General features: G+C 42.5%; 16 protein-coding genes and 1 pseudogene. 15 read left to right on the top strand and 2 right to left on the bottom strand.

What is annotated here, in order from left to right; translation table 11 throughout:
• Positions 1 to 52 precede the first annotated feature (52 nt).
• The 9 genes and pseudogenes from ACSQ8O_RS26320 to ACSQ8O_RS26280 all read left to right on the top strand — a co-directional run bounded on the left by ACSQ8O_RS26320 (position 53) and on the right by ACSQ8O_RS26280 (position 11,573).
• The gene (locus ACSQ8O_RS26320; RefSeq protein ID WP_436244071.1) at positions 53 to 1,669 is read left to right on the top strand and encodes a sensor histidine kinase; all 1,617 of its coding nucleotides are present in this window, start codon (positions 53 to 55) and stop codon (positions 1,667 to 1,669) included.
• Positions 1,670 to 1,683: 14 nt separating this feature from the next.
• Positions 1,684 to 2,775, top strand: a complete 1,092-nt coding sequence (locus ACSQ8O_RS26315; RefSeq protein ID WP_436244070.1) for a response regulator transcription factor — start codon at positions 1,684 to 1,686, stop codon at positions 2,773 to 2,775.
• 121 nt (positions 2,776 to 2,896) lie between these two features.
• Positions 2,897 to 4,648: an extracellular solute-binding protein gene (locus ACSQ8O_RS26310; RefSeq protein ID WP_436244069.1), complete on the top strand. Its 1,752-nt coding sequence runs from the start codon at positions 2,897 to 2,899 to the stop codon at positions 4,646 to 4,648.
• A gap of 86 nt (positions 4,649 to 4,734) precedes the next feature.
• Complete coding sequence (locus ACSQ8O_RS26305; RefSeq protein ID WP_436244950.1) at positions 4,735 to 5,625, top strand: ABC transporter permease; 891 nt, start codon at positions 4,735 to 4,737, stop codon at positions 5,623 to 5,625.
• Between the two features lie 14 nt (positions 5,626 to 5,639).
• On the top strand, positions 5,640 to 6,527 hold the full coding sequence (locus tag ACSQ8O_RS26300; protein WP_056621797.1) for a carbohydrate ABC transporter permease: 888 nt from the start codon (positions 5,640 to 5,642) through the stop codon (positions 6,525 to 6,527).
• Positions 6,528 to 6,581: 54 nt separating this feature from the next.
• Positions 6,582 to 7,184 (top strand): annotated as a pseudogene (locus tag ACSQ8O_RS26295) (MFS transporter); the annotation flags it as partial.
• A gap of 146 nt (positions 7,185 to 7,330) precedes the next feature.
• Complete coding sequence (locus tag ACSQ8O_RS26290) at positions 7,331 to 8,230, top strand: phosphotransferase family protein (RefSeq protein WP_436244068.1); 900 nt, start codon at positions 7,331 to 7,333, stop codon at positions 8,228 to 8,230.
• A gap of 127 nt (positions 8,231 to 8,357) precedes the next feature.
• Positions 8,358 to 10,547, top strand: coding sequence for a family 78 glycoside hydrolase catalytic domain (locus ACSQ8O_RS26285; RefSeq protein ID WP_436244067.1), 2,190 nt, complete (start codon positions 8,358 to 8,360; stop codon positions 10,545 to 10,547).
• 150 nt (positions 10,548 to 10,697) lie between these two features.
• Complete coding sequence (locus tag ACSQ8O_RS26280) at positions 10,698 to 11,573, top strand: DUF4846 domain-containing protein (RefSeq protein WP_436244066.1); 876 nt, start codon at positions 10,698 to 10,700, stop codon at positions 11,571 to 11,573.
• A 57-nt stretch (positions 11,574 to 11,630) separates the two neighbouring features.
• Here ACSQ8O_RS26280 and ACSQ8O_RS26275 read toward each other — a convergent pair whose 3' ends face one another.
• Both ACSQ8O_RS26275 and ACSQ8O_RS26270 read right to left on the bottom strand, forming a co-directional pair.
• A complete protein-coding gene (locus ACSQ8O_RS26275) occupies positions 11,631 to 11,861 on the bottom strand; it encodes a cold-shock protein (protein ID WP_436244065.1) in 231 nt (76 codons plus the stop codon).
• A 65-nt stretch (positions 11,862 to 11,926) separates the two neighbouring features.
• Positions 11,927 to 12,127 (bottom strand): cold-shock protein, encoded by a 201-nt coding sequence (locus ACSQ8O_RS26270; RefSeq protein WP_056625586.1) that lies wholly within the window; start codon positions 12,125 to 12,127, stop codon positions 11,927 to 11,929.
• A gap of 321 nt (positions 12,128 to 12,448) precedes the next feature.
• Between ACSQ8O_RS26270 and ACSQ8O_RS26265 the strand changes: the two genes are divergently transcribed.
• The 6 genes from ACSQ8O_RS26265 to ACSQ8O_RS26240 all read left to right on the top strand — a co-directional run bounded on the left by ACSQ8O_RS26265 (position 12,449) and on the right by ACSQ8O_RS26240 (position 20,768).
• Positions 12,449 to 13,519, top strand: coding sequence for a fatty acid desaturase (locus tag ACSQ8O_RS26265; protein WP_436244064.1), 1,071 nt, complete (start codon positions 12,449 to 12,451; stop codon positions 13,517 to 13,519).
• 69 nt (positions 13,520 to 13,588) lie between these two features.
• The gene (locus tag ACSQ8O_RS26260) at positions 13,589 to 14,725 is read left to right on the top strand and encodes a sensor histidine kinase (protein ID WP_436244063.1); all 1,137 of its coding nucleotides are present in this window, start codon (positions 13,589 to 13,591) and stop codon (positions 14,723 to 14,725) included.
• Positions 14,722 to 15,321 (top strand): response regulator, encoded by a 600-nt coding sequence (locus ACSQ8O_RS26255; RefSeq protein ID WP_436244062.1) that lies wholly within the window; start codon positions 14,722 to 14,724, stop codon positions 15,319 to 15,321. Before ACSQ8O_RS26260 ends, ACSQ8O_RS26255 begins: the two co-directional genes overlap by 4 nt.
• Positions 15,322 to 15,736: 415 nt before the next feature.
• A complete protein-coding gene (gene metG / locus ACSQ8O_RS26250) occupies positions 15,737 to 17,374 on the top strand; it encodes a methionine--tRNA ligase (RefSeq protein ID WP_436244061.1) in 1,638 nt (545 codons plus the stop codon).
• A 263-nt stretch (positions 17,375 to 17,637) separates the two neighbouring features.
• The gene (locus ACSQ8O_RS26245) at positions 17,638 to 18,933 is read left to right on the top strand and encodes an ABC transporter substrate-binding protein (protein ID WP_436244060.1); all 1,296 of its coding nucleotides are present in this window, start codon (positions 17,638 to 17,640) and stop codon (positions 18,931 to 18,933) included.
• Between the two features lie 23 nt (positions 18,934 to 18,956).
• Positions 18,957 to 20,768 (top strand): sensor histidine kinase, encoded by a 1,812-nt coding sequence (locus ACSQ8O_RS26240; protein WP_436244059.1) that lies wholly within the window; start codon positions 18,957 to 18,959, stop codon positions 20,766 to 20,768.

Genomic DNA, 20,768 nt, shown 5'->3' with positions numbered 1-20,768 from the left:
GAAACGCATTGTCGTAACGCTGATATCGAGCTTCTTAGGGTGTTCCATTTTAATGGCAGCTGTCTCGTATAATGCGATTGACACGATGCAGCAAAACAAAATTAAAACAAACATGGCCTTCGATTTGTACCAGCAATCGATGAAGCTCACGCAAGTTTATTATAATCTGCTCCAGGTAACACAACAAATGACTCCTCAAGGCAATGTCGGCAACCTCATGGATACCTATTTTTCCACAGACGATCTCTATAATCGACTTCAACTTTCGCTAAGCGTTTCAAATAATATCGGACTGATCTCATTCTCCAACCCGGCTATGGAGCTGGTGATGTATTATAACTCCGAGGAGAAGCACCCACTTTATTCAAATCTGCCATTGCGTGAAGATTTTACTTTGCAATCTTTGCCTAATGTGGCTGGCAACGAGAGCATCAACTATCAATCGCCACATTTGTCACTTTGCAGGTTCAGTGATGATCAGGTCGTTTCTGTGACGCGAGAAATCACTTTTTCCGACGGAACGAAGCAAGTGATCTATGTCGAGGCCAAGTCCGATCTCGCAACGGACATTAGTAAACTTTCATCCAGTCTCAATTTACCGTATGTATTAGTGTTGAGCGATCAAGAGGAAAAGGTTACATACAGCAGCAATCCAAGTGTGTTCTCAGTCGGCCAGAACTTAATTCTGGGTGGAAGCTCAGGCATGACCGAAGGATACATATGGGATCAGTTAGTTAGCGATTACGGTTATCATATCGCACTTATGCTACCTGTAGAGAGCTACAACCACGAATTTTACACTTGGAAAAATCATATGTTGTTAATATTGGGAATCGCTCTTATCATTCTTTTATCGATCGCTTTGCTGCTACTGCGACTGATTAACAGACCTTTACGCGTATTCGAATCGGAGATGGTGGCACTCGGAAGAGGGCACATGGGCGCGATGCAATATCGAACGGGCATTTCCGAATTTGACAAGCTATTTGATCAGTTTAATAACATGAAGCAACAAATTCAGCAATTGATTATCGATGTGGAACACAAGGAGAAACGACGCCATCAGTTGGAAATAGAAAAGCTCGCTTATCAGATAAACCCGCATTTTTTAATGAATACGCTTAATTCTGTACGTTGGCTGGCCGTCATGCATCGTCAGCCTGAAATCGACAAGTTTGTATCCACGTTGATTTTTTTGCTAAGTTACAACTTAGGGAAAACACAAGAAACGGCAACGCTCCGAACAGAAACCAAGGTCATGCGCGCTTACCTTGATCTGCAGCAGAAGCGTTATGATTTTCAAGTGAATTTGGAAATTCCTGAGGGAGACTATCTCGACAGTCCTGTCGCCAGATTTATCCTTCAACCTGTTGTAGAGAATGCGGTTTGTCATGGCCTTGATGAACACGGCAAGCTAGAGGTACGCATTTCACCAGACGAAATAGCTGGTGTCATACAAATCATAATTCGCGATGATGGCAAAGGACTTAGCGAGGAGACGCTTGCACTGCTACAGCGAGAATCACCTGATCAACAGCAGGTAGGCAGGGGGATCGGTCTACGATATGTGCGGTCTATGTTGGAATCATTTTATGGTGATAAAGCCCGTCTGCAAATTGACAGTACTCCGAATCAGGGTACAACCGTTATCATGTATCTCCCCTATTGAAAGGAGAAACAGATATGATCCGTGTTTTAATTGTCGATGATGATAAACTCGCACGAAAAGGACTGATATCAATCATGCCATGGTCTGAACATGGTATGCAGGTAGCAGGAGAAGCCGCTAATGGGGCTAAAGCTTTGGAATTTCTGGATCAACATGCCGTGGATCTCATGTTTGTCGATATTTCTATGCCTGTGATGTCTGGAATAGAACTGATACAAGCTGCACGAATCAAGCACCCGAGTTTGCGTTCCGTGATGCTTACTTTTCATGAAGATTTTGAAACTGTGCAAGCAGCTTACCGTTTAGGCGTTCTCGATTATATTTCGAAAGTTCGTTTAGAGTTAGAAGATGACGAGCAAATTCTCAATCGAATTCGGTATAAACTGGCTGACGAATTTCCTCAGCACCTAGCCAAAACCGAATCCACGACAACGGTATTTGTTCAAAATGATATGATTGAAGAAGAAAACAGTTTCCAAAATGATGAGCAATGGCACAAACTCGAACAGGATTGGCGCTCGCTTTACTGGTTATATAATGATGCTGTTTTCCAATCGTTATGTACACAAACGATAGAGTCGAATCGTTCAGTTCGCCGTCTAGAGGGGTTATTCATGCGTGTGATCTCTCAAGTCGAGATCGCCGCTCAGCTAGATACAGGGTTCTGGTCTGAAATCGATGACATCCGGTCAGCGGTGGAATGGATTCGCCGCTATCGAATTTTAATTTATTCGCAGGTAACAAAGTCAACAGATTTAACGAAAACGATGATTTGCATGCTCAAGGCGGTTGTTTTCATTCACCAGCATACGGCCGAAACGCTGCATGCAGAAGATGTTGCTGAACATGTGAATATGAGTCGCAGTTATTTTTGCCAATGTTTTAAAAAGTTAACAGGATCAACGTTTAACGACTTTCTCCGGCAAGAGCGAATCCGTGCAGCTGAGCGGCTCTTATGCGAAACAAATCGGCCAGTGACATGGATTGCCAATGCTGTCGGTTATGGCGACTCTAAGTATTTTTCACAGATTTTTTACGAGCAGACGCGGTTGCTTCCATCGGAATTTCGGGCACAATTCCATTCCATAGGGAGATTTGATCACTGAAAATCGAACAAATACCCCCCCTGAATCCATGAGTTCCTTCTAAACTCGAAACATCCATCTGACTTTTTATCTAAACCTTGCATGTATAATAAGGGTGAAAGGATACAAGGGAGGGATTAAGTTGAAAAGAAAACTTGTAAGCGTACTCCTGACGACATTTCTTGTTTCGAGCATGGCAGCGTGTACGTCACCAAATGATACAAAGGAGACGACTACCCCATCAAAATCAGATGTGAAAGCTTCCTCAACTCCTGAAGTGAAAGCGCCTTCAACGACAAGTTCCACACAAACAACTGGGGATGATGTAGCATTTGCCAGATTTTCGTCTCCCGTCGACGTTCATATCGGCATGGTTGTGGATCCGACAGACAAAACGTTGCCGCAAGGTGACAGTGTAGGTAATAACCAATATACCCGCTATCTGAAGGAGAAGTACAATATCAACATTATTGTTGATTGGACAGCAGCAACTGGTAATGACTATAAGCAGAAAGTTAGCCTATCCATCGCATCGGGCAAACTTCCAGATGGCATGGTCGTTGATGACCGATCGTTTATGACGAAAGCTGCTAGTTCGGGATTACTGTACGATATCACAGATTCGTTCAACCAGTATGCTTCTTCGCAAGTAAAGGAAATTATGGCCAGTACACAAGGACGTGCGTTGGAAAACGCAAGCTTCAAAGGCAAAATGACATCACTCCCCAATATCACAGTGGATACCGATGGGGTTCACATCATGTGGGTTCGCAAGGACTGGCTCGATAAGCTGAATATGCCGGTGCCAAAGACAGTTGGAGAAATCGAGAAGACAGCTAAAGCGTTCATCGATAACAAGTTAGGCGGGGATAAAACAATCGGCATTGCTGGCCCGTCAAAGAATACGTTCCCTTACGCAACGTTCCTCGTTTCTTCTAACAACATGGGTGGATTCGATCCGTTATTCGGCGCTTTAGATGCGTATCCAGGCTACTGGCTGGACAACGGAAACGGCTCGGTCACCTACGGAACGACAACGGACAATACGAAGAAGACACTTGCTTTACTGGCTGATTGGTACAAGAAGGGACTCATTGATCCTGAGGTTGGTACACGTGATAATGTCGGAGATCCGATCAACGCCAACAAAGCGGGTATTTTCTTTGGGCCTTGGTGGAATGGCGGATATGGAAACGGCGATTCTTTCAAAAACGATCCGAATGCCAACTGGCAAGCCTATCCCGTATATACGGATGATGGCAAATGGAACACCCATATGAAGACAACAGGCAGTACGTATACGCTTATTAGTAAAAATGCGAAGCCTGATGTCGTCAAAGCTATTCTCATTATGAATAATGCACTTGTGCGCGATGAGGCTACGTTCAATTTATCCGTCAATGTGGCTTGGTATCCGCTGCGTAACGTAATGGCGGCTGCTAATGAGACTGAGTATGAGTATACCGAACTTCTCAAAGTACTGAACGGACAGAAGAAACCGGAAGATTACAATGTGCCTAATAGCTTGTATAAATTGATGTATGCGGATGCGAAGAAAGTACAAAACGTCATTAAACCGCCATACGATAACCTAAATGTCAGCAACTTCGACAAAACAAATTTCGGTGATTTCCAGCGTCTATATTCGCTCATGATTGGCGACCGTTCATTTTCAACGATACCGATCAATAAGAAAGTATTCAGCGTAACTTATAACCAAACAGCTACAATGGAGACTAAATGGGCAAATTTGAAAAAGATGGAGGATGAGACAGTACTAAAAATCATCCTAGGCCAAGCGCCAATCGATTCTTTTGATAAGTTTGTTAAAGATTGGAAGGCTCAAGGTGGGGATCAGATCACAGCAGAAGTAGCTGAACTTCTAAAAAAATAACGTTTACAAACTTGCAAAAGGCGTTGGTGGACTCAACGCCTTTTGCAAATTTTCAAAATGCCAACTGAGATTGGGGGACAACCATGATGAGGAAAATGGGTTTTCAGAAGCATTATTATTTGATGCTGCTTCCAGGCATGATTTGGCTTATTCTGTTTAGTATTGTGCCGATGTTCGGTATCGTGATGGCATTTCAGAATTATAATCCTGGAATGGGCATTTTCGGTTCCGAGTGGGTAGGGTTGGAAAATTTCAAATACATGTTTCAACTGAATGATAGCAAATCGGTCATCACGAACACAATTATTATCGCTGTGGGCAAAATTGTATTCAATTTGCTAATCCCATTGATATTTGCGATTTTGTTGAATGAGCTTACCAATTTACGCTATAAAAAGTTTGTTCAGACGGTGGTTTATTTACCGCACTTTTTATCTTGGGTCATCATGGCTACGATTGTTATTGGGATTTTTGGCTATTACGGCGTTGTTAATACTGTCATTGAAATGTTCGGAGGTGATCCCAAGCTTTTTATGGCGGATGCAAGTATATTTCGTCAGTTGGTTATCGGCACCGATGTGTGGAAAGAGTTTGGGTACAATGCCATTATTTATCTCGCAGCACTGACAGGTGTCAATATGAATCTGTATGAAGCAGCGGCAATCGATGGAGCCAACCGTTGGCAAATGATTAGGAATATTACACTTCCAGCGCTAACGACAACGGTCGTGCTGCTGGGAGTTCTAAGCCTTGGTAACGTGCTCAATGCTGGCTTCGATCAGGTATACAATCTCTATAATCCGCTTGTATACTCAACTGGTGATATTTTAGACACCTGGGTGTACCGACTGGGCTTGCAGAATCTGCAATTCTCACTAGCGACAACGGCAGGGTTGTTCAAGTCTGTCATCAGCTTCGTGCTCATTGTCATATCCTACCGTCTGGCATACAGATATGCCGATTATACGGTGTTCTAGAAGGGGGCGTTGCAATGGTAAGAAATACGACTTTAGGATCACGTACTTTCGAAATTGTCAATGTGATTCTCCTTGGCTTGTTGCTGATTAGCTGCATATATCCGTTATGGTATACCTTCTGTGTGTCGATCTCTGATAAATCAGCTGCAAACGCAGGGTTGGTTACTCTCTATCCGATTGGTTTTTCATTAGCCTCATACAAAGAGATCATAAACGATAATCTATTCTTGAATTCATTCTGGATTTCGATTCAACGAACCGTGCTAGGTACCGCGTTTTCTATGTTTGTAAGTGTTTTAATGGCTTACCCGCTGGCGAGACCTAAGAAAGATTTTACAGCGCGCAATACGTTCATGTGGATACTAGTTTTTTGCATGGTTTTCAATGGCGGACTGATTCCATGGTATCTCACGATCCAACATTATGGTTTGATCAACTCGATCTGGGCGCTGGTGCTTGGCGGTGGAGTCCCGATCTTTAATGTTATTTTGATCATGAACTTTTTTCGAAATCTCCCTAAAGATCTCAGTGAAGCGGCAATTGTAGACGGTGCTGGTCCTTGGGCAACTCTGTTTCGGATCTATATTCCTTGCTCCATACCTGTATTAGCGGCAGTAGCGTTGTTTATCAGTGTATATCACTGGAACGAGTTCTTTAACGGTCTGGTGCTGATGAACACTTCCGATAAATATCCGCTGCAAACCTATATCCAGCAGTTGGTTGTTAACATCCCGGTCGGTACAAACCTCACGCCTGAACAATATAAAAAGCTGTCAGAGTTATCCAACAGGACGCTCAATGCCGCCAAAGTTTTTATAGCCATGGTGCCGATGCTAATCGTGTATCCATTTTTGCAAAAATATTTTGTATCCGGCATCATGTTGGGAGCAGTGAAGGAATAGGTGATCGATAGCTGAAGGGCTTGCTTCGCGGTAAGCTCTTTTTTGCGTTTATCATTTCTTGCCAAATTTGATTATGCAGTACCTATGTATGTTGGAGCACTCATAACGTTATTGAATGTTGTTTATGGATTCTTTTTTATGCCTGAGAGCCTTGTCAAGAATAATAGACTGAAAGAGATTACCTTTCTAAGATTGAATCCATTTACCCAACTTGCAACCCTACTTTCCACGAAAAACTTAAACAGGCTGCTTGTCTCAGCGTTCTTACTTTGGATACCCAACGGATCTTTACAGGCTGTATTTTCACAATTTACTGTGGATACGTTCAGTTGGAAGCCGGCACTAATCGGACTTATGTTTTCAATTATGGGTATTCAAGACATCATTTCCCAAAGTTTCATCATGCCAAAGTTATTGATAAAACTTAGAGATAAACAGATTGCCATTCTTGGTATGGTTTCGGAGATTGTAGGCTACAGTCTTATTGCGCTATCATCTTTGTTCACATTCTATCCTCTATTAATTGCTGGGATATTTATATTTGGTTTTGGTGATTCGATCTTTGGGCCTTCCTTCAATGGGATGCTCTCCAAATCTGTCGACGCCAGTGAACAAGGAAGAATCCAAGGAGGCAGCCAATCTATTCAGGCTTTAGCTTTTTTAACTGATGTATCTACTTTCATGTCTTTATTGTGATTTTCAACTCTAGAATTAATTGAAATGTTGAAGGCCCCTGACACAGGCAGGATTACGCAGCAATATGTTGAATTCTCTGGAAGAAGTTAAATCACCAGAGGTGAAATATGAAACAAGGTGAAGATAAGGTAGCAAGACATGCAATGATTGCTGTATTTAACGGTATAGAGTGGTATGAAAGAAACCCAATTCTGATCAACTTGATTACTTCTGGGGCCGAACTGACGTTTAGTCCACTTTCACCAGGGCTTGAGGCGGAAGTGGTGAAGATCACACTTGGCGAGAATCAATTTGTACTGAAGGTGTGGAACAAACATTCAAAACCTGACGTCCTACGTCAATATCGCCTATTGGAAGCACTTCAACGTCAGAAAATCCGCGTATCCGAACCGATCGGTTTTGGAAAAACCGAAGCTGGAGACGCGGTATTGCTAACCCGATATCACGGAACTCCAGTTACAAAGGTGAGTCCGAGCATTTTCAAAAAGATTTCGTCTGTTCTAGCCGACATTCATCGCTTGTCTCCAGATGGTTTGGTGGGGACAGAAGTAGCTAAGTATGACTTTATTTCCTATTTTTTCCCAGGTATTGAAGCGTTTCCGGCAATGAAGGAGAATCTGATCCATCTCGTCAATGCAGCGGATATGAAAATGGACCGGATCATACACGGAGATTTCAATCTAGGCAATATCCTAGAAGACGATGGAGAATACACGGTGATCGACTGGACGAACGGGCAACTAGGAGATCCTAGGTATGATCTGTCATGGGCTTGTCTGCTTCTACGTATCTATGTGAGCGACAGCAAATACCTTACATTTTTGTGCAAATATCAAGAGGAAATTCCTGTAGCTGCGGATGAGTTGGAGATCTTTGAAGCGATGGCTTGCCTAAGATGGCTGCTGCTCGATCGAATTGCTGGTGTGCCCAAATACCCGGATACAATGAAGAAAGTAAGAAAAATCGTCAGGGACAATCCATTTTTAATTGAGAATGTGCAGCTGTAAGTTTACAAAGCGCCTGAGAAATCGGGCTTTTCTCATTTAAGAAAAGGAATCATCCTATGTTCTCACGAATAGTGGAGTTGTGATTTTATTCTAATGCTACTACGCACATACAGAGGAGAGGGACAGGTTGACACAAGAGTGGCAGGCAAATTGGCTGACAGATCGTGCTTTTATGAATTTGGAAAAATCCTATCTTTACCATAAAGAGCTTGAAGAAGTTGTAGTCGAACCTTATCTTCCTGATTTACAGCATCACCATTGGTATGTAAGAAATGTATTTATATTGGATGAGAAGGTGATAGATGATGACAAGATCTGGCTTCATCTAACAGCAGATGATTATTACAAACTGTCTATCAATGGTGAGTTCGTTGCACAAGGGCCCGCACAGAGTGATGCGAATCATTATTATTACAATCGAATAGATGTACGTTCTTTTTTAAAAGTTGGGAAAAATGTAATTGCCGTTCACGTCTACTATCAGGGGCTGTTAAATCGGGCTTATAATAGCGCAGATAACCGGCAAGGTCTCATTGCAGAATTGTGGGCAGGCGAGAATTTGCTGGTCAAAACGGACCGTACTTGGAAGGCGAAACGGGTTAATGATAATCTGCCCGGAGTGACGTTTGGTTATGATACGCAATTCACAGAGCATTTGGATGCTAGGCAATCGGAGCTGGGCTGGAAAGAAGTCGATTACGACGATTCAGATTGGGCACATGCAGAAGCTGTCGAGCATACCGATTATACATTTGTTCAGCAGCCGACTCCGCTCCTCGACGTCTATAAGAAGCAACCTTCACATGTCGAACGGCTCGCAGCTGGTCATTATCTGATCGACTTCGGGACCGAGTTGACAGGCCAATTCGCCATGAGTGCACATGGAAATGCAGGAGAACAAGTACATATTTTGTCAGGGGAAGAATTGTTGCCTGGAGATCAAGCAGTTCGCTACGAAATGCGCTGCAATTGCTTTTATCATGACCAGTGGACGTTATCCGGTGACATAGACGATTTCGAAACGTATGATTACAAGGCGTTCCGCTATGTGGAAGTGCAGGGACCCGAGGAAGCACTGAAACCGGATTCCTTTCACGCCGTAGTCAGGCATTATCCGTTAGATGAGCACAGCTGTGTGCTTCACAGCTCGGATGAATTGATGAATCAAATTTTTGACATTTGCAAAAATGGTGTCCGCTACGGATCCCAAGAAAATTTCGTAGACTGTCCGAGCCGAGAGAAGGGGCAATATCTGGGTGACAATACGATTATTGGTCACTCACACATGCTGCTCAGTGGGGATTTACGGTTGTATCGTAAGGCAATTGAACAATTTGGTCGTAGTTCGTTCGTGTGTAAAGGGATAATGGCTGTTGTACCAGGGCATTTTATGCAGGAAATTGCTGATTTCTCTTTGCAGTGGCCGATGCAAGTGATGCAGTATTACCGTTATAGTGGTGATAAGGCATTTCTTCAGGAGATGTACCCGTATGCGGAAGGTTTACTTACACATTTTGAGCAATTTGAGCGCGAGGATGGGTTGCTTGAAGGTGTTACGGACAAATGGAATCTGGTCGATTGGCCACAAAACTTACGTGACAACTATGATTTTGATCTGAGCAGGCCAGTGGGTCCTGGCTGCCATAATGTCATCAATGCGCTATATATTGGTTGCGTAAGTACTGTAAACGAGATTCGCGAATTACTCGAGGTTGCTTATGAGAATCGGCTGCCGCGATTAAAAAAGAGCTTCTTAGAAGCTTTCTATGATGAGAAAAACCGCTTATTTAGAGATTCGGAGCAGAGTACGCATCATGCTCTGCATGCCAATGTACTCCCACTGCTATTCCATATCGCACCGGAGCAATCAATCAGCTCAATTGTTGACATGATCCGTACCAAGCGTTTCGCATGTGGAGTTTATTTCTCCTACTTTGTCATGAAGGCACTTGCGGAAGTTGGAGAGCATGCGTTGATTTATGACTTGCTCTCAGCTGATGATGAACACTCTTGGGGGAATATGATCAAAGAAGGAGCAACAACCTGCTTTGAAGCATGGGGGAAAGACCAGAAATGGAACACAAGCTTGTGCCATCCATGGGCAAGTGGGCCGGTTCCTGTGTTGATCGAGGATATTATAGGTCTAAAGCCAGCGAAGCCGGGGTGGCAAGAGATCGCGTTTTGTCCGAAGCTTCCTGCAAGCTGGACGTCATTTTCCTTGAGGCTGAATGTTCCAAGTGGAACGATTCAACTCCGTTACGAGAATGGGGAATGGAGCGAAAGCTTCCCGCCAGATATTCCTGTTATACGGCAATAGAAGCGGTAGAGACATACATTCGGTTCGGTTCGGTCAATCAGTCTTCAGACAGCAACTATTCGCTTGGAGGATCGTCTATTTAACGAGGCCACTATTTTCCAATGGATAGAGAGTATAGACAAAGGTCTATGAACGGAGCTGCAGATGTTGATGAAAAAATGGATAACAGTTACTGCTCTTTCTGCGCTGTTACTTAGTTCTTGCTCAGCCGCGGGGGAGGAACGGTCGAAAATCGCCGATGCTGTTTTGGGAACCAAATCCAACAAACAACAGTTAATTCATGCTGAGGGAGCAAAAGTGCTAGAACGGATAGCCGTTCCGAAAGGTTATGACAGAGTTCCCGTAGAGGATGGGTCATATGGGCATTATTTGCGGAATCTACCACTAAAGCCGCATGGCTCCAAGGTACATTTGTTCAATGGGGATCTTAAGGCCAAAGAAGTCTACGAAGCTGTACTCGATGTAGATGTTGGAGAACGGGATCTGCAGCAGTGTGCCGATGCCGTAATGAGGCTGCGAGCGGAATATCTGTATGGCAGTGGTAACTATGATAAGATTCACTTCAATTTTACAAATGGCTTTAAAGCTGATTATGCAACATGGAGGAAAGGGAATCGGATTGAAGTTTCCGGCAACAAGGTCTCATGGACCAAACGGGGAGCACCTTCCAACAGCTACGAGGTGTTTCGAAGCTATCTGAACATGGTATTTGCTTACGCAGGAACGTTATCCTTGTCGAAGGAAATGAAACAGGTGCCGCTATCAGAGATGCAGGCTGGAGATGTGTTTCTGGAAGGGGGCACGCCAGGACATGCAATTGTGGTATTGGATATGGTAGAGAACACCAAAACCGGTGATAAGCTCTTTCTATTAGCTCAGGGTTACACACCTGCGCAAGACATACACATACTGGAGAATGGAGCGAATGGGGAGGGGAATCCTTGGTATTCCACTGCGTTTGAGGGAAAGTTGAATACCCCGGAATGGACATTTACAAAGGAACAACTATATAGGTTCACAGACTAATGCGAGGGAGAAGGCCCAATTGGATCTTCTCTTTTTTGTTGTTTCCGGTCTAATTGATCAGGAGATTAGTCTTCCTTTATGAAGAGACTTCATATTTTTATTGGAGTTAGCAATTACTGGGAGCATTTTCAAGCTACTCATCATGGGAGAAAGGCACTGGTGGCAAGTTGGAACGTAATCAAACGAAAAATTGTCCCGAATCCACCCCTTACAATCTTCGTTATTACATGCCCAGACTTTCGTGTTTTCCTGAACGAGATCTTCTAGTGATTTTCTTTGAAAATACATAATTTTTTCCTCCTTATATTAAAAAAAACTGCCCTTAACACTTGTTAAGGACAGTTCACTGTGAATTACAGTTTTACAACATTCTCAGCTTGAGGACCGCGGTTGCCTTGAGCTACATTAAATTCTACGCGTTGTCCTTCGTCTAATGATTTAAATCCATCTCCTTGAATTGCGGAGAAATGAACGAATACGTCATTTCCGCCTTCCATTTCAATAAATCCAAAGCCTTTCTCTGCGTTAAACCATTTCACTGTTCCTGTTTCCATAATATAATTACCTCCAAATTGTTATTAACATGCTTTTTTTAAACAAAAAAAATCACACATTGAAAAAGGTACCATTACACAAATGATCACTTTTTCAATATGTGAGTTTATGTCAAAGCCGTTTATTGACCTATCATAGCACACAAAAGTGTGATAAGCAAATTAATAATGGTTTTCTCTTTCCTATATGACAAATATCATACCGACTATATGATGTTTATGACTGCAACGAATTGAAAGCGATATCTATAATGAAGATAGGATACGACAACTGATATTCGCTAACAAGTCCTGCGTACCATATCGAGGAGGAACTATACGATGACACAATCCACACTAACTAACTTAAAAAAACAGGTTGCCCCTTATGAAAAATCAAATACGATGGCCAGTATCAAACAGCTAATCAATACCTTAGGACCTTTAATCGTACTATGGGTAGCTGCGTATCTAAGCCTATCTATATCCTACTGGATCACATTACCGATTACGATCATCGCATCCGGATTTGTTATACGAACTTTTATCATTTTCCATGATTGTTGTCATCAATCGTTCTTCAAAAGCCGTAGAGCTAACGAAATCATCGGTACAATTACGGGAATTCTTACACTCTTTCCCTATCAGCAGTGGAAAAATAGCCATTCCATCCATCATGCAACGAGCAGTAACCTCGAGAAACGTGGAATCGGTGATATGTGGGTGCTTACCGTCGACGAATATGCGGCATCTTCCATATGGGTCCGAATCGCATATCGGTTATATCGGAACCCATTCATTATGTTCGGACTTGGTCCCATCTTTTTGTTCCTATTCACGAACCGCTTTAATACGAAAGGTGCTAGACGCAAGGAAAGAATCAGTACGTATATGACGAATCTTTCCATCCTTGCTTTATATGGAGGACTGATCTGGATAATTGGCTGGCAGTCGTTTGTTCTGGTTCAAGCTCCAATCATGTTCGTAGCGGGCTTGATGGGAATCTGGCTGTTTTATGTGCAACATCAGTTTGAAGACTCCTACTTCGAGAAGGAAGATGAGTGGAGTTATGTGAAAGCCGCGGTAGAAGGAAGCTCCTATTATAAGCTGCCGAAGCTTCTGCAATGGATTACTGGCAATATTGGGTTTCATCATGTCCATCATTTGAGTCCGAAAGTGCCCAATTATAATTTGGAAAAAGCGCACAATGCAACACCTCCACTTCAAAAAGCAACGACCATTACAATCGGCACTAGTTTGAAGTCGCTAAATTTCAAACTGTGGGATGAGCATAACAAAACGTTTGTTGGTTATAAAAATAATAAACAGGTGCACCTTAAGGAAGATGAGCATGATCCTTTGGTTAACAAAATAAACGTAAAAGTCCATAAATCAAGCTTTCAAGGGCAGTAAATACATCGATTGATGTTTATGCTAGAATATAATTAAAACTATGTTGAAGAAAAAGAGGCTAAACGGACTATGCAAAAGTGGTATCAAATTTTTCACAAAAACACCGGTCTTAGTCCGTATGTGTGGGTTGTCTTTTATATCCTCCCTTTTTATTTCATATTTCGTTCTTCTACCACCTACCACATTGTGTTAGGTACCATCATGATCATGGTTTTCTTTAGTTGCTACGTGCTGTCCTTCGTATCTAAAGGATGGATTGTGTACTTTTGGACTAGTATACAAATTATTATTTCGATTATCATGGCTATCGTATTCAGCTATGTGTATTTCTCTCTCTTTTTAGCATTTTTTATTGGCACCATGAAAAGTAAGGCAGGATTTATCACATTGTACTGCATTCATCTAGTAACAACGATTGTTACAATTAACTATGGATTGGTATCGCAAAATCCTGTGTATTTTGACCAATTGCCTTTTATCATTATTAGTGTCATTGCTGTTATTCTCATTCCAGTTACCACGTTCAACCGAAATAGGAGTGAACAACTCCAAGGTCAACTAGAGGATGCCAATAAGCGGATTTCCGAACTGGTAAAGTTAGAAGAGCGTCAAAGAATTGCCCGCGACTTACACGATACACTTGGTCAGAAGCTCTCGTTAATTGGTTTGAAGAGTGATTTGGCAGGGAAGTTAATTAGCAAAAATCCTGCGCAAGCACAAATTGAAATCAATGATGTTCGTCAGACTGCTAGAATAGCCTTGAAGGAAGTCCGAGAAATCGTAACGCAAATGCGCGGAACGAGACTAGTGGAAGAGATTTTTCGCATCAAACAGATTTTGAATGCTGCAGAGATCGACCTGGTTCTGGAGGGAGATCCGAAGTTAACCAACACGTCCCTGATCAATGAAAATGTGTTGAGCATGTGTTTGAAGGAATCGGTTACGAATATTATCAAACATAGCAGTGCTACTACGTGTTCGATTTCCATTGAGCCATCACCAAGTGATCTTGTTATCAAGGTCGAGGACAATGGCATAGGCATGACGAAAGAATGTCTCGTGTTGCTTGGAAATGGATTAAGAGGCATGAAAGAGCGACTTGAGTTTGTAAACGGTTGTATGGAAATCATCTCAGACCATGGAACCACGATTGTTATCAAAGTGCCGAATGCCATCATACCACCAGAAAGGGAGGTGCGGATATGATTCGAATTGTGATTGCCGAGGACCAACGGATGCTGCTCGGCGCACTTGCATCTTTACTTGATTTGGAAGAGGATATGCAGGTCGTTGGTAAAGCAAGCAATGGCGAAGATGCTGTCAAGCTGGTTAAACTGCACAAGCCAGATATTTGTGTCATGGATATCGAGATGCCAATAATGAGCGGCTTAGATGCGGCAGAGGAACTAAAGGGATTGGGTTGCAAAGTCATTATATTGACCACGTTTGCCCGTTATGGGTATTTTGAAAGAGCTGTTAAGGCAGGTGCCAACGGTTATTTGTTGAAGGATAGCCCAAGCGAGGAACTGGCTACCTCGATCCGGAGTGTGATGGCAGGCAGACGCATCTATGCCTCAGAGCTGGTAGATGAAACTTATAATGAAGAAAATCCTTTGACCGAGCGGGAAAAGGAAGTGTTGAACTTGATCGCCGATGGTAAAAATACGAAGGAAATCGCTGATCACATGTATATTACAAGAGGTACTGTTCGCAACTATATTTCCGTTATTCTCGATAAGCTCAATGTCAGTAACCGAATTGAGGCTATTATGCGTTTCAAAGAGAAGGGATGGTTCAAATAGCCCTCCTAGAAAAGTATAATCTTTTTATAATTGAAAATTAGTTTGATTTTTTGGAATATATATATTTATAATTGGTTATATAAGGAATATGAATAAGGCAACGACGAGAAAGAGTAGTTGGACCCCGTTCTTTTAACAGAGAGCTCCGGTAGGTGAAAAGGAGTAAAGAAACGTCTGACGAACATGGTCTCAGAGCTGTGCATCGAATCCTCTCAGAGAGGTAGTAGACCGCACCGGGCGCACCCGTTAACGTGCCAGGGTATAATCACCTCATGTGGTGACGTACCTGTAGAGGCCAGTCTCCGTGAGGGATCGGTAAATTTAGGTGGAAACACGTGAGCGACAGCTTTCGTCCTTTTTGAGGACGAGGGCTTTTTTTGTTTTCAAAAATTTTAAATTAGGGAGGAAAATTGAGATGAGCATATTTATTGGAGGAGCATGGCCTTACGCGAACGGATCACTTCACTTAGGACGGGTTGCGAGTTTACTTCCAGGTGACGTGATTGCGCGGTATTTTCGGGTAAAAGGGGAAGAGGTACTTTATGTATCAGGAAGTGATTGTCATGGAACACCTATTTCAATTCAAGCGAACAAAGAGGGGGTTTCCCCTAAAGTAATTACAGACAGATATCATAATGAGTTTGTGGATTGTTTCCATCAAATGGGGTTTTCCTACGACCTGTATACGCGAACGGATCATCCGTTTCACCACGAAGTTGTGCAAGGGGTTTTTAATCAACTACTGGATAATGGTGTTCTATATAAAAAAGCAGTGGAACAAACGTACTGTAACGATTGTGATCGTTTTCTGCCAGACCGTTATGTTGAAGGGAACTGTCCTCATTGTGGCAGTGAAGCAAGAGGTGATCAATGTGACGCCTGTTCCGCATTATTGGATCCGTTGGAACTGCATAATCGTACATGTAAGTTATGTAATGGAAGACCGTCATCAAGGTTATCTGATCATTACTTCCTATCGCTATCGAAGTTTCAAAATGATCTAGAAAACTTTGTTGATCAAGCGCATGGGTGGAGGGAAAACGCCATTGGACTTTCAAGGCGATATTTAAGAGAAGGTCTGCAGGATCGAGCTGCTACTCGGGATTTGGATTGGGGGGTAGATGTACCCCTGGAAGGCTTTGTTGGGAAAAAAATTTACGTGTGGATAGAGGCGGTCAGCGGGTATCTGTCTGCCAGTAAGCAGTGGGCCAACCAATATGGGGAATTATGGGAAAAGTTTTGGTCCAATGGAGGTGTAAAAGCCTACTATATTCATGGGAAAGATAATATCCCGTTTCATACACTTATATGGCCAGCTATTCTGCTTGGTTTGAAGAATTTGCACCTGCCAGATCATATTATATCCAGCGAATTTCTCACCCTAGAAGGAAGAAAATTCTCAACAAGTCGAAACTGGGCTGTTTGGGTTCCCTCTCTATTAGAGAGGTATGAGGCGGATTCGATCCGATATTTCCTTATTGCCAATGGTCCAGAAAATCGAGATACGGATTTCTCTTGGAGAGAATTTATTTATAGCCATAATGGGGAATTGCTTGGGGCGTTTGGGAATTTTGTGAATCGAAGCTTAGTATTTATTGAAAAATTTTACGAAGGAAAAATCCCTCAAAGTGTCATTGATACGAATATCAAAGTACAAATGGAAGAGCTGTATATTCAATGTGGTGACCTTGTTGAGAAAGGAAAGTTAAAAGAAGCGCTGGAGAGCGTGTTTGCGTTCATTCGTAGCTGTAATAAATATTTTGATAATGAAAAACCTTGGAATCAGATCAAAGAAAATGTGGACGCATGTAGTCATACGCTTCATACATGTGTTCAAATCATTGCGAATTTGTCGAATCTATTGGAACCCTTTCTTCCTTTCTCCTGTACAAAGATTAGAGCTTTTCTAGGTTTATCTGTTCCCACTTGGGCATATATTGAATGTCCCGCTGCAAGAGAGTTAACCCAAGTTGAAGTATTGTTCCAACGTATTGATGTTAACCGAATTGAAGAGGAGGTACAACGACTTAAGGGCACTGACTCTAGAGGATGAACGTTTTCCTGGCATCGAGTAACATTTCAATTTGCAAAGATAGCGCCAGCCAGTTGCCAATGTAGATTGTACAAAGGGTTGGTGCTTTTCTGAAACACTTTACAGATGATACTTTGTAAGAGACTAGAGTGGTATAGAGGAAATTCATGCCTTCATGCGAAATATTAATAGATCCCATTTACTTATTTGTGGAACTATAGATCAGAAATTGAACTTTTTGTTCGAATACTTATGTAAACGCTATCAAAAGAAAGAGTGGTTGGATGAAATCTCGGATCATATCCCTTGGCATTTCGGTATTAGTGGTGTTAACAGCCTGCCAGTCACAGAACGTAACCAAGGTTCCCAGGAGCCAGCCAGAAGTACAAACATTGTCATGGGTCCACCATTTTGATGAGGAGGGGGCACGAAAGTGGCTAGAAATAGGGACGCAGCTATACAGTAAGCAGCATCCTTCGTACACATTCGCACTTACAGGCGTTGATGGAGGCAACTATTTGAGTTTGCTGCGTACTTGGGCGATTTCAGGTAATATGCCGGATATGTACATGATCGATAATTTGGATACGGCTTTTGATTTTATTCGTTCAGGCTATGCGATGGATTTAAGTAATCAACCGAGTCTAGCTAATATTGATGAACGTTATCTAAATGGCGTGAAGTCAGCCGATGGGCGCATATGGGCGCTGCCGATTGATGTGAATGGTGTTGGCGTGATTTACAATAAAGACGCATTTGCCAAGGCTGATATTAAAGAGCCCCCAAAAACATGGCAACAATTTATCGAAGCCTGTGAAGCTCTGCAAAAGGTAGGGATTGTCCCGATCGCTGCAGGTTATAAGGATGCTTGGACGATAAGTTGGGATCTCGCGGCGGATTTATTAGCGAATCAATATGTGGTTAATCCCAAGTGGATTGCGGATATTGAAGCAGGAAAAACAACATTTAAGGACAATCAAATCCAGTTCAAAGAAATTTTGGGGCGTTTCAGTGAGCGTTTGAAATACGTCAACCATAAACCATTTGAAACAGATTGGAATCAGGCGCAAATGCTCCTTGCAGAAGGGAAAGCAGGGATGATCATTAACGGTACTTGGACTATTGATGGGGTAAAATCCAAAAATCCAGCGAGCAATTTGGGTTTATTCGCATTCCCGTATTCGGCAGATCCGCAAAAGGCTATATTCGGTTTGAAATCGACAGGCGGTATCGTCATAAATCCTAAATCACCACATAAGGAAGCGGCCTTACAAGCCTTGGACCTGTTTGCAACGCAACAGTTGGGCAACATTTTTCAGAAGAATAAGAAAGCGCTATCTGTTATTAAAGGGTTACCGAAAGATTTTGATCCGACCTATATCGAATTAGATTCCACTTATATACAAAGGGGTAAAACGTATGATTGGTCCAGCCTTTATATTGATTTTGTGAACCAAGATCTGCAAAAGATATTCATTAATGCCATAACGAAATTCATTATTGATCCCTCACACAATGTGGACAGGTGTATTCAAGAGCTGGATCAAGCTTTTAATCAACAACGTCGAGCTTCCAAATGAGCGTTGGTAAGGAGCCTAGATGAATGAGAGCTTTTCAACCGTTTTCCAATCGTATCAAGGATTTCCGAATTCGCACGAAGCTTTTTCTTTCCAATATGATTCTCATTCTATTCATCTCGACTACCGTTGGCGGGGTTGCGATTTACGCCTCAACCAAGTTTATTGAAGCTAATACCAAGGATCTATCTATGCAGGTGATACACCAAGTATCGGACAATATCGAGAACAAAGCGAAAGAGGCGTTCACCTCCTCCGTTTATCTTCTCAGTGATACGAATATTCGGCAAATTGTGGCTGAACAAGGGGAAGTAGTAACGAGTGAGAGCTATCCAGCCTTCCGAAGTCGCATGGAATTTCTACTTGCGCAATATGGCAATGGTAATCCTTTTCTGAATGCCATTATGATCCAAACGAGCACAGGGCAATTGTATTGGTGGGAAAATAAAAAGGGACTGGATCATACACTGAATCATAATGCCGTATCGACGATGACGATGAGTGCGGAGACGTATCTGCAATCCCATCAGCTTAGCATGAGTTGGACGCCTTCTCTACGTGAGCGAAATGAAGTATTCCTCATTAGAGATTTCGTGGATGTGAACCAGATTGATCGCAGCTTAGGTACGATTATTTATAGTCTGGACGCTAACTTTTTCCTTTCCTTGGGAAGCGGAAGTTCCATTATTAAGCAGAGTAATGTCGCTATCCTCAACCCTTTTAACGAATTGTTAGTAGGTGGCGGAAGTCCAGAAACAGACAAACTCATACGAAATAGTATATCGAATGTACTTAGTGAAGGCGATGCGGCCATGGCTACTGTGGAATATGCAGGCGCGGACAGCCATTTATTCGTACAAGAACGAACTCCAACCTTGGGATGGCGTGTGCTATGTTTTATTCCAATGTCTGTTTTGCTATCGGGAACGCAAATCATCGTATTTGTGATTGTCCTTGTATCTTTGTTGGCCGTACTGATCTCGACTGGCATTGCCGCCATACTTTCCAACTCATCTACACGAAATATCAAAATTTTAGAGCAGACGATGCGACGCGTAGAAGATGGGAATTTTGATGTGCGCATTGTTCCACTGGGTAAAGATGAAATCGGTAGTTTATCACTCCGTTTTAATTTCATGTTAGCTCGGATCAACGAGCTTATTAATATCGTTTACAAGGAGCAAATCGCAAAGCAGCAAGCGGAATTCACAGTATTACGAAGTCAAATTAATCCTCATTTTCTATATAATACCCTTGGAACGGTGAAATGGTATGCTCGTATGAACGAACAACCCGAGATTGAGCGAATGATTAGTTCTGTTATCGATTTATTGAAGTCTTCGGTACGGCGTGTTGGTGAATTTCATAGTTTGGAGCAAGAAATAACGCAGCTAAAGAACTATGTTTTTATCCAGAAAATTGGCTATGGGGATGCTTTTCAAATGGAATATGAGGTAAATGAGTCCTTGTTAGCCTGTGAAGTCCCTTATTTTATCCTGCAGCCTTTGGTCGAGAATGCCATTCTACACGGAATTGAGATGTCGAAGGGAATAGGCAAAATCCAATTAAGCGCGAAGGTGGTTAATCGAGATTTAATACTTACCGTAGAAGACAATGGGAAAGGCATGGATACCGTGCAAGTCGCGAATATCCTGCATGTTGGCGCTCAGAAAGAATCGGTCCCTGGTGTTACAGGTATCGGCATTCCTAACGTGCATGAGCGAATTCAGCTCTACTATGGGCCGCAATATGGGCTTAGCTATGAGAGTGAATTAGGATTAGGTACCAAAGCCAATGTGCGTATTCCTTATAAAATAAAAGTTAAGGAGGGGGCTTAG

This window comes from Paenibacillus sp. LjRoot56 (assembly GCF_964253335.1).
Lineage (GTDB): Bacteria > Bacillota > Bacilli > Paenibacillales > NBRC-103111 > Paenibacillus_E > Paenibacillus_E allorhizoplanae.
The sequence above is the reverse complement of the archived record's forward strand: the minus strand, read 5'-3'. Positions and strand labels throughout refer to the sequence as shown.